The organism is Prosthecobacter debontii, from assembly GCF_900167535.1.
Classification (GTDB): domain Bacteria; phylum Verrucomicrobiota; class Verrucomicrobiia; order Verrucomicrobiales; family Verrucomicrobiaceae; genus Prosthecobacter; species Prosthecobacter debontii.
The window spans coordinates 219526-233946 of sequence record NZ_FUYE01000007.1 but is presented as its reverse complement, the minus strand read 5'-3'; the positions used below and the strand labels follow the sequence as shown (position 1 = coordinate 233946).

Sequence of the window (14421 nt, the reverse complement as noted above, 5' to 3'; positions counted from 1 at the left end):
GGCCCTGGCTTCTTCGTTCAAGAGTTAGCCAGGGCAGGATGAAACAGCCTCACTCCCACTGACTGTTCCGGCTTCCCACATAGGTCAGGCAGAGCCCGATGATCACGTGGGCGAGCAGGACAAAGCTCGCGAGCTCAGGAGACACCAAAGAAGTGTCGGTCACTTGCTTCACGGCTTCATAAAAGGCAGTGTCGCTCATGCTGCGGAGGCTGCCCGACCAGGACCAAAAGGCGGCAATGAAAGGATTCACCGCGCCTTCCAGCCAACTCGGCAGGCTGAGAACAGCCCCTGAAAGCGGGAGCTGAAATCCGACGAGGTAGATGCTGAGGATGGTGGCTTTTTCGGGGGTGCGGCTGAGTGCGCTGATGCCCAAGCAGATGCTGGTCATGGCGGCGGAAGCGAGCACGAGCAAGACGAGCTTGATGATGAGATCCCCAGGCAGCCCCCCCACGACCATGTCCACGAAGACCCCCATCCAAAGACTCTGCGCCAGAACGAATACACCGAGGAAAAGCACCTTGCTCATCACATAGGCGGTCGTGCTCAGTCCCCCGAGCTTTTCACGCTCGAGGATCAATCGCTCTCCAGCAATCTCTCGGGCCGCATTGTTACTCGCCATGAGGGTGACGAGGACGACTTGCAGCATGATCAAGCCACTGACGATGCTGCCTGCATTGAGTTGATCGAGCTGGTGCTGGGCCTGCCGTTGCATCTCATAAATAATGTCCGCATCCTGCCGCTGATTGAGCTGTTGGAGGGGCTTGATACCATCCAGAGCGAAGATCACCACCAGCAGGGGGAAACCAAAAAGCATGGCGAGGTGCAGCCACACCTGACCTCGGTCCCGGCGGAAGATCGTCCACCGACGATGCAGGAGACTGAAGACTTGGCTGAACAACCCGGGTAGTTCCTCAGAAGCCAGCTGCGGGGCATCTTTTTTGTCGGGCTCTTCCGATTCGGGCGCTTTGTCTGCAGGCAGACTATCCTCCTTCTTCTCCAGCAGCATCTCCTCGTAGTAGCTGCGCTTCTTCTGCCATGACTCGTGCCAGGCTTGGGCCTCTCGCTGGGTGAGTCGGCGATAAACATCCTCTGGGTGCTCCACCGTAAAGTAGTGATTCAGCAACCGTGGCGGACCATGATAAACGAGGTGCCCTTGATACATCACCAGCACACTATCGAAGGCTTCAAGACTCGCTAAACTGTGGGTGACGTTGATCACCAAGCGCCGAGGATTTTCTCGGGACAAAACACGCAAGAGTTCCGTGATCTCCTGCTCCGATTTAGGATCGAGACCACTGGTCACTTCATCACAAAGCAGCAGACAAGGATTGGTGACCAACTCCAAAGCCAGCCCAAGCCGCCGCTTTTGACCGCCGGAAAGAACCTTCACACGACGGTCTGCCAACTCGGTTAAACCGGTCACGGCCAGGATTTGATCCAACCGCGGCTCGAAGTCGTCAGTGCCTGGCAATTGTGTGCGTAGTGCCATGCTGCTGGCCACACATTCCTCCACGGTGAGGAGATCATGCGCCACGCTGAACTGTGGCACGTAACCCAACTCTCCCGGATGCAGATCTTCCTCTTCCTTGAGGTCTTTGTCCTCCCACTTCAGATCGCCTGCTGTCTGCTCCAAGATGCCCGCGACAACTTTGAGCAGCGTGCTTTTGCCACATCCTGAGGGACCTACGATGGCCATGAGATGGCCTTGCGGCACTTTCAGGCTCACTTCGCGGAGTAGATGAAGGCTTTCCTGCTCTGAGGCCGGGGGGGCGTCCACTTCCAAACCGATGTTGAGTGCTTCGAGCATTTCTCCTTATACCGGGAAAGCGGGTGAAAATGGCAAGTGAAAGCATGGCATCTTGCACATTTTTTTGCGTTTACATTCGTCTTTGCTGTTATGCTGGCGTCATGAGCACCCGCACTCGACGTCGTTCCAGTCACAGTCCGCGCTGGCTTTTCGCCATCATCGGCGTGGTCGTCGTGGGCCTCCTGGTTTTGCTCCTCATGCCCATGCTGGTGATGAACTGGGTGCGTGGATATCTCCAGGAGGAAGCGTTCCGCAATCAATTGCAGCAGATTTTTGGCACCCAACTCCAAGGCGAGGTGGAGTTATCTCCTCTGAGATGGACCGGCGATGAAGTGACGGCTGCGGAGGCGGCTGTCCAAACTACAAATGGCTGGAAGGCGCAATTGGACGGGCTGCACTTGACCTTGGATTGGAATGCCTTCCGTCAGAGTAAGTGGCGCACGGTCGGCACCAGCGTGGATCATCTAACGCTGGAGCGTTTGCCTGGAGAAGCGGTCTTGACCACTCCGACTCCGGCTGCCTCAGCAGTAGCAGCGCCATCCATTGCCCAGGGCAGTTCCATGCCTGAATGGCTGCGCAGCTACCTGCCGACCCGCGCGGAGGTGGACGGAGTGAAAGTGGCTCGGCTCAATCTGCTGCATCCTGGGCCTTGGAATGTCCGGGATGCGAAACTGCGCCTCGCCCCCTGGCAGCAGGGGGAGACCTCCCTGCAAGCGGTCGCAGAGGGTGGCCTCGTGGAGACACCTCTGCGCTTGCCTGCTCAGACCGTGCCGATCAAACTCAATCTGGACCGGGCTTCCATGCGCCTCAGCCGTGAAGATCTGCATCTGAAAGAGGCACGACTCACGTGGCTGGATGCAGGTGAAGTCACCGCTCAAGGACATTTCCAACCGCATGAAAAGCGCTGGGAACTCACCACGCAGGTGGTGGGCATCCCTCTGCGCGAATGCCTCACCGAGGACTGGAAAATCCGCCTCAGCGGTTTCTTAGCCGGAGACTTCAAGATCGTCGGCTCACCGAATGCTCTGCCCGTGATCACCGGGAAGGCAGAACTCAAAGAAGCCGTGCTAACCGCGTTGCCCGTGCTGGACCAATTAGCGGCTTATACAAGGGTAGAACGGTTCAAGAGACTGATCTTAGACATCGCTACGGCAGAGGTCAAAATCTCTGGAACAAGACGTCAATTCGAGCGGGTGGTTTTACAATCGAATGGCTTGATGCACTTGGAAGGCACCCTCGTTATCGAAGGCGACCAAGTCGATGGAACCTTTTTGTTAGGCGTCACGCCTGAGACACTGAAATGGCTGCCTGGGGCTAGTCAGCATGTCTTTACCGCCACCAATCCGAAGGGTCCTGTCGGCATGTCATGGACTCCTCTGCGGATCACCGGCACTATGCAGGCTCCACGTGAAGACCTGAGTGCACGCTTAGCTGCCGCTGCGGGCCAGGCGCTTCTCAATGCGCCCGGAGAGATCGTCGGGCAGGGCAGTCAGCTTCTACTGTCTCCGCTGGTGGGGCAAGAAGCCGGTGCTCTTCCCGGTCAGGTGATCAAAGGAGCCACTGAGACAGGAGGCAAGGCTCTGGAAACAGGTGTGAAAGCGCTCGAAGGGATCAGCGGTGGATTGTTTGGCCGCTGAGCATCCTGAGTACCTCACACATATTTCGGAAGCCAATGCTCCATGGCTAAACTCGCCGCGCCCAGGGCACCGGCATCGTCACCGAGTTGAGAACAGACCAAGCTGAGCCGGATGTCCTTCAAGGCGGGGGCGATGCCTCGCGAGGCTTCCATGATGGCACTGCAGAAAGACTCTCCCAAGGCCGTCAGTGGTCCATGGAGGAAACAAATCCTCGGGTCCAGCAAAAGCTGCACGCAGCCTAAGACGCGGGCAAAGTCCGTAATGACGTCATCCCATTGCGGATGCCGCTCAGACTTGATGCTCAGCATCGCCGTGTAGAGATCCTGCGGCACAGGGGCAGTCTCTGCAATACCGGCGAGGCGGCGATAGGTCATCGGAGCGCTGAGCACCCGATGCATCTCTGTCGCCTGTGTGTCTCCAGAGAGCGGCCACGGCCAGAGCCCAATCTCACCCGCCGCATAATGGGCGCCTTGAATCAAGCGGCCCCGCTGGACACAAGCAATGCCAAAACCGCTGCGTGGCCCCACCACGACATAGTCACTGAGTTCACGGTGACTGCCGAACCACTTTTCCGCCAAAGCGATGGCTCGCAGGTTGCTTTCCACCGTGACCGGAACTGACAACTTTTCCTCGAGAAAGCTCTTCAACGGGATGTTTTCCCATCCCTTGATAAAGCTATAACGGAGAGCGATGCCGGATTCGGTATTGACCAGCCCAGGGGCACCGACACCCAGGCCTAGCAAAGGAGTGGATTGTCGGCTGCAAAGGCGCGCCAAGACCTCCATCAGATGATTCTTCGCATCTGCGGCATCCATGTTCTCTGGCAGAGGCAGCGTTTCCGCGTGAATAACTAACCCCGCAAAATCCACGCCGACGAGCTGAAGACGATCCGCATTGAACTCCACGCCAGCAAACCACCCCGGATTACTGCGAATGCTGAGTCGCCTTTTCGGCCGCCCCATCAGACCATGATCAAGACCCGACTCGTGAAGATGCCCAGTGGCGATCAATTGATCCACATAGATCCCCATCGTCGATGCCGAAATGCCCAAGGCACGCGCTAAGGTTGTTCGCGAAGTGGCCCTGCCACTGCGCACCTGAAGCACGGTGGAAGCCAGCAACTGACGGAGGTCCGAGTTTTTTTGACGCATGACTTGCGGGGGGAGGTCAAGTGAAAGCTTTAAAACTCCCTGTCAGAAAGTCAAAAGCGCATTCATGATCAATTTCTGCCCTTAGGGCGGAAAATCCATCATAGAAGACACCCATCCCTAATGACCTCTTCATCCGCAACATCCTCATGAATTCCCCGGCGGATGATTTGTTCCGTTAAACCATCTAGGTGAATTTTTAAAGTCGCGCTGAGATCCAAAAACTCTGGCCACAAAGTCTCATCCACAAAGCTCCGCGGTGCCCTCACCATCACTGTCAGCCGACGCTGCCGGGCATAGCGATAGGGCTTCAACGAATACCGTCGTAAGAGCGCAATGAAGAGCTTCTTTGACCAGTCGTCCGTCAGACGGAACCGATGCTCCACGGCAGGTTCTTTCGCCTGCATCTCGTGAAGCTTCCGGGTGATGCGTTTCAGGGCATCCGCCGCCGCCGCCCTTTCTCCGGCCGTGGTCGCTCCAGCATGCAGCCGCTCGATTTTTCTTAGCTTCTCGAGCAGCTCAGGATCGGGTTCAGCAGACATGGCAACTCAGACCTCGAGTTGGATGCCGAGTTCACAGACTTGGCGAGGGGGCAGATCGAAGTAACCCGTCGCCGGGCGTGACAAGCGGCTGAGAGTGACGAACAAGCGCTTCCGCCAATGAGCCATCTTGCCAGGTCCATTGGTCAGCAAGATCTCACGGCTCTGATAAAAGGTGATGCCATTGCGCTTCAGTTTGGTCTTGCCGCTGAGTGCTTGGCAGAGGTCATCAAAGACTTGGGGCGACTCCGCGAAACCATAACACAGCACGACACGGTAGAACTCGTCACAGTACTCCTCGATTTGATAGCGGGCATCTCCACGAATGTGCGGCACGTCTTCGAAGCGCACGGTCAGGAGCACCACTTGCTTATGGAGGGCTTTGTTGTGCTTCAAATGATGGAGCAGCGCCAGAGGCAGCGCGTCCGCACTGGCTGACATGAAGACCCCTGTTCCGGGCACCCGAATGATCCGATCTTTCTGAATCTCATCCACCAGATGCTGCACAGGCAGCTTACCCCGCTGCATGGCCTGGAAGAGAACGGCACGACCATCCACCCAGGTTTTCATAATCACCCAGATACCGGCTGCCACCACCAGTGGGAACCAAGCTCCCTGCATGAATTTTACCAAACTACCCGCCACATAACCTAACTCGATGACCACAAAGACCAGCACGGGGAGGAAAGCCTTCCAAAAAGCCCAGTCCCAGATGCGCCGCGCCACAAAATAAAACAGCACGCTGGTGAGAAACATCTCCATCGAGACCGAAAGGCCGTAAGCAGAGGCCAGATTGCTGGATGTCTTGAATCCGATCACCAGAGCGATGCAGGCCACCATGAGCAGGAAATTCACCTGCGGCATGTAGATCTGACCTCGCACGTCTGGATTGGTATGAATGATCCTCAGGCGTGGTAGATAACCCAATTGCACCGCCTGCTGAGTCAGGGAAAAGACACCGGTGATCATCGCCTGGGAAGCGATGATGGTGGCCGCTGTGGCCAAGATGATCATCGGCACCAGCAGCACAGGCGGCACCAGATGGAAGAACGGATGCTCCAGGGCATCAGGGTCATTCACCACCAGAGCTCCCTGGCCGAGGTAGTTCAAGGTCAGTGCAGGCCAGACCATCAGGAACCAAGACTGCTGAAGGGGCTTGCGACCAAAGTGGCCGATATCGGCATACAGAGCCTCACAACCCGTCACAGCCAGCAGGACCATCCCCATGATGACGATACCATGATAACCGTGGTGGATGAGATACATCACCCCCCAATGTGGAGAAAGAGACTGGATCACCTCTGGATGCTCTAGAAAGCGAAACAAACCTAGACCGCCCAAGGCGAAAAACCAGATCACCATGATGGGCCCAAAAGCGACGCCAATGCGCGCCGTGCCATGCCTCTGCACCACGAACAGCCCCAAGAGGATGGTCACCGCAATCGGCACCACCCAGGTGACAAGATTAGGATTGAGCTGCTTGAGCCCCTCCACTGCAGAGAGCACCGAGATGGCCGGTGTGATCATGCCATCGCCATACAGAAGGGAGGCCCCGAACAGCACCACCAGGACGACGAATCCCATGCTCTTTTTCGAAAGCGCATCCTTCTTCGACCTCAGGAGCGAAAGCAGGGCAAACATGCCGCCCTCTCCCTGAGCGGTGGCATGACTGAGGATCGTCAGATACTTCACCGCCACCATTAGGGTGAGCGACCAAAACATCAGCGAGATCGGCCCATAAACCATCTCCACGCCATGCACGGCGGGGTCGTAACCCGCATGGTCCAAACACTCTCTTAAAGCATACAGCGGGCTGGTTCCAATATCCCCGAAAACGACACCGAGAGCGACGAGGGCCAGCGACCAGTTGTTTGACGTCTTATGTTCAGACATGGAGGAACTCCGAGAACAAACGGAGGCCGTAGAGAGAAAAACCTGATGTTCAGCGATCAAGCCCTAGACCCCTTGGCGGTGCTGTCGGGCGGACATCGTTCAGGTTTGAAAAGGAGGATTGAAAAAAGCTCAGCAAACAGACCGCAGGCAGACAATCCAGCAGGCTGGTGCACAAGGGCACACATCCTCGCCACTAGACACAGAGATTCCGTTCCATCAACTCAACTCTCATCGAACGTGAAGTGAGTCTTTCACGCCTCCGTCGCCATCGATCGATGGCGATAGGCGATTTTCTCAATGCAGAGCGACCGCGTTCGGCGCCGAAGGCAGGAGGGGATCTGCCGCCATCAAAATGGACTGCATCACCTCGGCAGGGCGGATGAATTCGAAGTCACCCGACACCTTGAGAAAATCCGTCACGCGAAAGGTGGTGGCTGGATGGGTGGCCTTAGCCACTTGGCTATTCTGCATGAGGAGAGGTCGGCCTTTGAAGACCGCCTGCTGGGCTGTGATTTCCGCCTCTTCACAGAGAGCCGTTGCACGATCTCCGATGTTCATTTCCACAAACACATGGCCCGTGGCCTTCACTTTCAGCGGTTTGCCTTCGGCGTCTGCCTTCAGGACTTCGATCTGATCGGCCGCCACTCGAAATTGGGAGCCCACATCCGCAGACTGAGCGCTGATGGCCTTGGCTTCATCGAAACCCATCTCCAGCAGTGTCCACTCTGTCATGGACAGTTTTGGCTGCGTGACTTGGGGCTCAACCGTTTGATCTTCAACAGCTTGACGTTGTTCCAGAGAGACCTGAGCCGTCTCCCGAGGAGCGGTGGCACAACTGCCCAGCATTCCCAAGCCCAGCAGAAAGCCCGCCTGCATCAGGGCCTTCAGGTTAGCGATGGGGAGGGAAAGGGAGTTCATACGCGTTCAAGAGTCTTCTACGCGATTCTCCGGCCAAGGTATCTTTAAACCTTCAAATAACTTCAGGCTAGGCTTGGGTATCGGAGGGCGACTCAGTGGAGTTTCAAGCCATGCCGTTGCCAAAAGCTGAGCAGTTCCGCTTGCGAGCCGTTGAAAACATTGCGTTCCAGCGGGCGATCCATGTTGCCAAAGTAGGGGCTGAATCGCCAGGAACCGTGGTTGTACACTTTGGGACGCGAATGTCCCCGCTCCCAGTCCACACCGCCGTATTGCCAGAGGGTCCAGTCAGACCAGACCTTGTATTGGTTCACTAACCCCCGCGGATTTCCTGGCGCGGGGAAAACCGGGCCCGCTCCGCTATCATGGGCATACAGGGCCAACCAGTAAGGCATGCGGCGCAGGCGCGCCTTCGTGGCGGCATCGGCCCCGCCCAGCAGCAGCTTGAGATGCTGGCTATTTTCCAGATAAGCCACCGGCACCACCCCAGTGCGTGCTTCCACCCGCTCCATGAACCGTAGAATGTCTGACAGGCGCGACTGTGCATCGAAATCTCCACACAGCAGCAGGGCAGGTGCATTCCACGACCGGCTGCGCGCCAGCGCCAGCGCCCGATTCACAAACTGATCGGCCTGAGCCACGGCATCCACATGAGTCTGAAGGCGATAATAAACGCCCGGCAACATGCCCGCACGATCTGCCGATGTCAGGAATGAGGCGCACTTCGTGTCGAGATTGCCTCCCTTACCTGCCCGTGCGATCAAGCCCACGGCACAATTGGCCCGGAGTGCGGAGACATCATGCTCGGAGTAGCCGCGCCCTTCCCGTTGTTTCTCCTTCGGGTCATAGGCGGAGACGTTGATGATCTGTGGCAGCCCCTGAGGTGTCGTTGGTGGGAGGCTTGTCGCTTCACTCCCTGGACGAGGTGAGGTGCACTGCGTCAGCAGGCAGGCCAGCGGTAGAAAAAGGGTCCATCTCATGCGGGCGAACCTGCCGCAGAAAAGCCCTGCATCAAGTCACTCGGCCCATCTCACGCTTGGGGTGCCTGAGGGAACTCCACCAGTCTCCAAAACATCTCGATCATATCCATCAGGTTCATGAAGTCCCGGCCTGCGTGTGACTTCACGATGTAGCCCGCTACATTCTGGGTGTAAGCGGCCGCTTTATCGTTTTCGTCATTCGAGGTGGTCAAAACGAAGACCACCAATTGCTGCAGGCGTTCGTCGGCGCGGATCGCCTCCAGGAATTCCAAGCCATTCATCCTGGGCATGTTGAGATCCAGCAGGATCAAAACGGGTCCTGAGATCTTCCTTTCCCCCTGCCCCCGCAGCAGTGCCAAGCCCTCGATACCGTCGCGAGCACGGATCACTTCATTAGCGATTTTGACCTTCTTCAGCGAGCGATGCACCATCTCCGCTTCCACGTCATCGTCATCGATCAAAAGCAGGGAAATGGGTTCAGAGGCCATGTTTGCGGAGTTTAATCTGGAGGTCAGTTACGTATTCAGGAGGAGGCACCAAAGGCAGAATCAGGGTGAAACGCGAGCCTTTTCCCACATCGGACTCACAGGTAACGCGTCCGCCAATCCGTTCCGCGAGACGTGCAACAATCGCTAGGCCCATCCCTGAGCCCTCGACTTCATCTTTGGACTTCAACGTCTGAAACATGCCAAAGATCCTCTGATGAAACTCCGGCGCAATGCCCTGCCCATCGTCACTCACGCTGAGCAGCACCCGGTCCGGTTTAACTTCCGCCGCGATCTTGATCACGCCAGACGCTCCCCCATGATGCTTCAATGCGTTCGAGACCAGATTGCGTAAAATCTGCTCCATGGGCACCCGCCACGTCACAAACTCAATGCCTTTGGCGTCGATCTCCACCTTAAAGCCCCCCTCGCTCGGCACGAGATAATCTGTCACTTGCTTAGCAAGCTGAAGCACATCCACCTTTTCAGGAGCCGAGAGTTCGCGGCCGGAGCGAGAGTACGTTAACAGATCGTTCAGCAGAGCATCCAGGCGTTCGACACGGTTTTTGAGCTGGCTGAGATGCCGTTGGCTCGTTTCCGGTAGGATGCCTTCACAGTCCTCCTCAATCCAGCTTGCGAGACTACGAATGGAACGCAAGGGGGCCTTCAGGTCATGGGACGCCACATACGCAAACTGATTCAGGTCTTCATTGCTCCGTTGCAGCTCTTTGGTCGTGCGCCCCTGTTCCTCCACCAAAGACTCCAATTTCTTATTCACGGTGAGCAAGCCCGGCACATGCAGGGCCGTGGGCAAAAGACGAATGATCATGATCAGCGTGGCCCACGAGACCAATGCCGTGATCGCTTTCACCAAACCGGAAAAGCGATACCAGGGATGCCAAAAGATCGTCGCCTCAATCAAATGCCCAATGCCGCAAGCCAAGATGAAAGCCGCAAACAGCCACACCAGTTTCGCAAACAGGATCTCGCGATGTTTCTTCCAGGCAAAGATCAGCAGACTGACCGGGATCAAGGTGTAAGCCCCGAAAATCAGCGTATCCGAAATGATGTGCAGCCAGCCGTGCCCCTCGTCCCACATGCCGCAGTGCCAGCGAGCTGGAAAGCCGCTGGTATCGAAAAGCTTGCTGAAAAAATCGATCATAATCAGGGAAGGCGCGCTGAGGCCTATTCAACGGGGACCCTATCTAGACTGCTGGAGGCGCTGGAGCACCCCGGTCAGGCACGAGAGTTCGTAAAGCTGCCTCCAAGGATTTGCGTGTGACAGGCTTGGTCAAGATCAAGTCCACTCCGCTCGGCAATTCCGCATTCAGCATCATGATGTCTCCAAATCCGGTCATCATGATGAATCGGCATTGCGGATGCAGGCGCCTCACCTCAGAGGCTAATGAGTCTCCTTTCAGCCCTGGCATGGAACGGTCTGAAATCACCACGTCGAAGCTTTCCTCTGCCACCGCTTTCAGTGCCTCCAGCGGATCATAAAACGCCTTCACCTCATGGCCGCTCAGAGCCAGGACTTGAGCCAATAAATCGGTGATGACTCGCTCATCATCCACCACCAGGATCTTCAAACCGTGTTGTGCACTCGGGGGCGTTTCTGCCTTCTTTGTCCCCGCAGGCACCTCCCGCCGGATCTCAGCATTGGCACGACGCAGGCTCACGATCACGGAGGTGCCGTTGCCTTCCTGGCTTTCCACCCGCAAGCTGCCTCCGAATGACTCGACCAACCCTGCGGCAATGGCCAGCCCCATGCCCGTTCCTAGATCTCCTTTGGTGGTGAAGAGAGGCTCCAGGCAGCGCTTTAGCACCTCCTCACTCATCCCGCAGCCATTGTCTTTCACCACGATCTCCACCTGCTCCTCAGCATCGCGGGAGATGAGCTCGATGACCCCACCTTTCGGCAGCGCATCGCAGGCATTGAAAACCAAGTTGGTCAAAATCTCGCGGAGCTGCGAGGCATCGGCCAGTCCCTGCCCCGTCGCGTGAGCCTTGACGATCACTTCCACCATCTCCGCCCCTCCTGTCAGGCCATTCTGCCAGCGGGGCCGGGTAAAGTCCTTCACTTCCTTGAGGATCTCCGCCGTTTCCACCGCTCGCATCTTTTTCACCGGATGATCCCGATAAAAATCCAGCAGACGTCTCACCACTGCGGCGGCATCGCCCACGATGGTTTTGAGCTGTTGCAGCAAGACCAAATCTGGATTCGGGCCACATTCCAGCAGTTCCGTGATGCCCAGGATCTTCGCCAAAGAGTTATTGAAATCATGCGCGATGCCGCTGGCCATCTGTCCCAAGGCACGAAACCGCTCTGAAGCGATCAGTTGCTGCTGCACCGTCGTCAATGAATTCAGCGTGAGACGCAGCTTTTGGTTAGACTCACGCAGCTCCTGCTCCGCACGCTGCTTCTCCCTCCGCATCTGCGCCTGCTCCCTCTCCCGCTGAATCGCCGGAACCAGCCGAGACAGGTCATCCTTCAAAATGAAGTCACAGGCTCCCTCCCGCATCTTTGCCACCGCCGTTTGAACATCGATCTCTCCCGAGATCAAAATGAACGGTACATCCGTGAGCTTCAGGCGATGAACGAGATTCAACACATCGCTGGAGTCGAACGTCGGCAGGCGGTGATCACACAGGATGAAATCCCAAGCTTCTCCCTGGAGTGCCGTCTCCAGCTTCTCCCAGTCCCACACCTGTCTCGCCTCAGGCTCCAGTCCTCCGCGACGCAGCGTCCGGATCACGTTTTCGGCATCATCAGCCGAATCGTCGATCAGGAGAAGGCGGAAGGAGCGCTGCATCAGAAAAAGGAATCGGGAACTCCTCCTTTCAGAAAGGCTTTTTGCAATCCTTAATGCTGAAGAATGGAGCTAAATGTTAATACAGTTTCTCTCATTTTTGTCAGTTCATGTCTTAGCTTAGGTCAGGCGGATTGAAGGTGCACCTTCACAGCGTCACCGGTTCAGGTACACGCGGTGGGCCCCACGGAAACGAGTACATGGGAGCGCCTGGGAAAGCCACCCAAGGCTGCGGTCCCTAGCCTCTGTGTGCCATGTCCACGTCATCCGCTCAATTCGTTCTCGTGCCTCCGACCGCGAGGCGACGGGGGCTTCGTTGGCTGCTGGCTTTCCTCGTTTTCGGCCTATTACTCTGGGCCGTCTATCAGGGCCTCATCAGCAGCGCGCGCGAGCGGATCAATGACCAACTGGCCAAGCGCGGGCTCGTGCTCAGGTCGGAGCGGCAAACCTGGTCGCTCTGGGGAGGCATCACCCTGGAAAAGGCAGCCTTAGAACACACCTCGGCAGGAGAACCGCCGTTGCTGGAAATCGGCGAACTGCATGTGGATCTCCTCTGGCGGGATTTTTGGGACACGCGGCGCATCGCCACCCGCTGGCAGGCGGAGGATACCACCCTGGTGCTGAGAGACGAGGAGGGTGCGGTCACTTTACACGGCTTCAGCACGGATTTCACGGTGGCGGCTGGCCAAGCGGAATTCACCCATCTGGAAGCTACCGAGGGCCCGCTGACCATCGCACTGACGGGCACGCTGTTCACCTCCCCACCCTCTCCAGGGGAATCTCCGCGCGAGTTCTACCTTCGGCTCCGCCCGCTTCGGGCCACCCTCACGGCACTCCAGTTTACCCCAGGCACGGGGCCCTTCCGAGTCACAGGCCGCTTCACGGTGGATCGCCGCACCCTCCCCATGACCTGGACCTCTGATCTGAAAGGCGAAGGCCAGGACGTTGAATGGCGCGGCCTGCCCCTGCGTCAGGCGCTTGTCACAGGGCGAGCGAGCGATGCGGGACTCGACCTCACCTGTGACCTCCAGCTCCTGACGGGCAGTTCCCGGGTCAAACTCACCCGCGAAAGTTGGCAGCCTGGGCCGCTCCTCATTGCAGGGACTTTAACGGATAGCACCGGACGCACGGATGAGTTCCAGGCCCATTACCTGGGGGGTGAAGAACGGACCCTCACCGTGGCTCGTTTGGAAGGCCCCGCCGATGTTCTGGAGCTTGCCCGCACCTATCCCCCCTTGGCCGAGCACATCCCCACCACGGTCCAGGTGAAGACCTTTCCCGATCTCCTCCTCACCGACCTCGTCTGGCCCTTGCCCCGGAGTTCCCGTGCGGATTGGACTCTGGGTCGGCTCCAACTGCGTAGTCCTGCTTCACTCATCCTCACCGTCAGGGATCATCCTTTGGCCGTGGATCAGCTTACGGGTGCGGTTTCACGCCAAGACAGCCTCTGGCGATTCGATGACCTGCAAGGCCGGTTGCTGGATGGTCACTTCACCCTGGACGCCCTCAGCTACGATGGTGAAACTCTAAAAAAAGCCAAACTCTCGCTCAAATCCCTCCGCCTCGCTCGCCTCAGTCCCTGGCTGGGGAAAATCAGTGATGACTTGGCGGAGTCCGATCTCTCCCTAACTTACAACGGCTCCGTCTGCAATCAGCCCATCCGCTCCACAGGCAGTGGCAGCCTCGTCCTGACCGAGGCTCCTGTCGTTCATATCCCCCTCATCGAGCAGGCTTACACCCTCTTCCCCAAAGTGCTGCCGGATCGGGGGCGTGCGGGTGTGGGCAGTTTTCAGGTCCGCTTCAACATGTCCAAAGGCATCGCCACCATTGATCCCTTCAAGGCCCGCAGCAACTCCGTCACCGTCACTGCCAAGGGCACCGTGGATCTCGTCAAACGCCGCGTGGAGGGGAAAGCCCGCGCGAACTTGCGTGGCATCGTCGGCCGTATCACCTTACCCCTCAGTCATGTCTTCACCGATATGGAAGTCAGCGGTCCGCTCGATGATATCCAGGTCACCCCTGAGGGACCCATCGGCGGCGTGAAAAGCCTGCTCAAAGGCACCTCTCAAACCGCGACCACTGGGGCCAAGCTCAGCAGCAAAGTCCTGCGCGAAGGTCTCAAACTACCCTTCGAAGCCCTCGGCATGTTTAAAGATGAAGCCGAGTGATGCAGGCCATCCTGTCCGGATGCTCATCCAGAATTCATT

At 57.4% G+C, this 14421-nt stretch carries 11 protein-coding genes; 2 read left to right on the top strand and 9 right to left on the bottom strand.

Features of this window, described 5'->3' with window-relative positions; genetic code table 11:
- Positions 1-49: 49 nt before the first annotated feature.
- Positions 50-1807, bottom strand: coding sequence for an ATP-binding cassette domain-containing protein (locus B5D61_RS12460; RefSeq protein ID WP_078813725.1), 1758 nt, complete (start codon positions 1805-1807; stop codon positions 50-52).
- Positions 1808-1908: 101 nt separating this feature from the next.
- On the opposite strand from B5D61_RS12460, the gene B5D61_RS12455 reads away from it, so the two are divergent.
- Positions 1909-3444 (top strand): translocation/assembly module TamB domain-containing protein, encoded by a 1536-nt coding sequence (locus tag B5D61_RS12455; protein ID WP_139373231.1) that lies wholly within the window; start codon positions 1909-1911, stop codon positions 3442-3444.
- A 14-nt stretch (positions 3445-3458) separates the two neighbouring features.
- Here B5D61_RS12455 and B5D61_RS12450 read toward each other — a convergent pair whose 3' ends face one another.
- From B5D61_RS12450 to B5D61_RS12415, 8 genes are all read right to left on the bottom strand, one after another.
- Positions 3459-4595, bottom strand: a complete 1137-nt coding sequence (locus B5D61_RS12450; RefSeq protein WP_078813723.1) for an ROK family protein — start codon at positions 4593-4595, stop codon at positions 3459-3461.
- Positions 4596-4693: 98 nt separating this feature from the next.
- Positions 4694-5134, bottom strand: a complete 441-nt coding sequence (locus tag B5D61_RS12445) for a hypothetical protein (RefSeq protein ID WP_078813722.1) — start codon at positions 5132-5134, stop codon at positions 4694-4696.
- A 6-nt stretch (positions 5135-5140) separates the two neighbouring features.
- Positions 5141-7024, bottom strand: coding sequence for a potassium transporter Kup (locus B5D61_RS12440; RefSeq protein WP_078813721.1), 1884 nt, complete (start codon positions 7022-7024; stop codon positions 5141-5143).
- Positions 7025-7318: 294 nt separating this feature from the next.
- Entirely contained in the window at positions 7319-7942 is a 624-nt protein-coding gene (locus tag B5D61_RS12435; RefSeq protein WP_078813720.1) for a hypothetical protein, read from the bottom strand.
- A gap of 92 nt (positions 7943-8034) precedes the next feature.
- Positions 8035-8919: a GH25 family lysozyme gene (locus B5D61_RS12430; protein ID WP_078813719.1), complete on the bottom strand. Its 885-nt coding sequence runs from the start codon at positions 8917-8919 to the stop codon at positions 8035-8037.
- Between the two features lie 50 nt (positions 8920-8969).
- Entirely contained in the window at positions 8970-9407 is a 438-nt protein-coding gene (locus B5D61_RS12425; protein ID WP_078813718.1) for a response regulator, read from the bottom strand.
- The gene (locus tag B5D61_RS12420; protein ID WP_078813717.1) at positions 9397-10566 is read right to left on the bottom strand and encodes a sensor histidine kinase; all 1170 of its coding nucleotides are present in this window, start codon (positions 10564-10566) and stop codon (positions 9397-9399) included. The genes B5D61_RS12425 and B5D61_RS12420 overlap by 11 nt, the downstream gene beginning before the upstream one ends.
- 43 nt (positions 10567-10609) lie before the next feature.
- A complete protein-coding gene (locus B5D61_RS12415; protein WP_078813716.1) occupies positions 10610-12217 on the bottom strand; it encodes a hybrid sensor histidine kinase/response regulator in 1608 nt (535 codons plus the stop codon).
- A gap of 251 nt (positions 12218-12468) precedes the next feature.
- Here B5D61_RS12415 and B5D61_RS12410 point away from each other — a divergent pair, with 251 nt between their 5' ends.
- On the top strand, positions 12469-14382 hold the full coding sequence (locus B5D61_RS12410) for an AsmA family protein (protein WP_078813715.1): 1914 nt from the start codon (positions 12469-12471) through the stop codon (positions 14380-14382).
- Positions 14383-14421: the final 39 nt, after the last annotated feature.

Excerpts from the sequence above, each read along its gene's own strand:
- B5D61_RS12440 (WP_078813721.1), bottom strand. The coding sequence starts at position 7,024 with ATGTCTGAACATAAGACGTCAAACAACTGGTCGCTGGCCCTCGTCGCT.
- B5D61_RS12435 (WP_078813720.1), bottom strand. The coding sequence starts at position 7,942 with ATGAACTCCCTTTCCCTCCCCATCGCTAACCTGAAGGCCCTGATGCAG.
- B5D61_RS12415 (WP_078813716.1), bottom strand. The coding sequence starts at position 12,217 with ATGCAGCGCTCCTTCCGCCTTCTCCTGATCGACGATTCGGCTGATGAT.
- B5D61_RS12455 (WP_139373231.1), top strand. The coding sequence starts at position 1,909 with ATGAGCACCCGCACTCGACGTCGTTCCAGTCACAGTCCGCGCTGGCTT.
- B5D61_RS12460 (WP_078813725.1), bottom strand. The coding sequence starts at position 1,807 with ATGCTCGAAGCACTCAACATCGGTTTGGAAGTGGACGCCCCCCCGGCC.
- B5D61_RS12425 (WP_078813718.1), bottom strand. The coding sequence starts at position 9,407 with ATGGCCTCTGAACCCATTTCCCTGCTTTTGATCGATGACGATGACGTG.
- B5D61_RS12420 (WP_078813717.1), bottom strand. The coding sequence starts at position 10,566 with ATGATCGATTTTTTCAGCAAGCTTTTCGATACCAGCGGCTTTCCAGCT.
- B5D61_RS12430 (WP_078813719.1), bottom strand. The coding sequence starts at position 8,919 with ATGAGATGGACCCTTTTTCTACCGCTGGCCTGCCTGCTGACGCAGTGC.
- B5D61_RS12410 (WP_078813715.1), top strand. The coding sequence starts at position 12,469 with ATGTCCACGTCATCCGCTCAATTCGTTCTCGTGCCTCCGACCGCGAGG.
- B5D61_RS12450 (WP_078813723.1), bottom strand. The coding sequence starts at position 4,595 with ATGCGTCAAAAAAACTCGGACCTCCGTCAGTTGCTGGCTTCCACCGTG.
- B5D61_RS12445 (WP_078813722.1), bottom strand. The coding sequence starts at position 5,134 with ATGTCTGCTGAACCCGATCCTGAGCTGCTCGAGAAGCTAAGAAAAATC.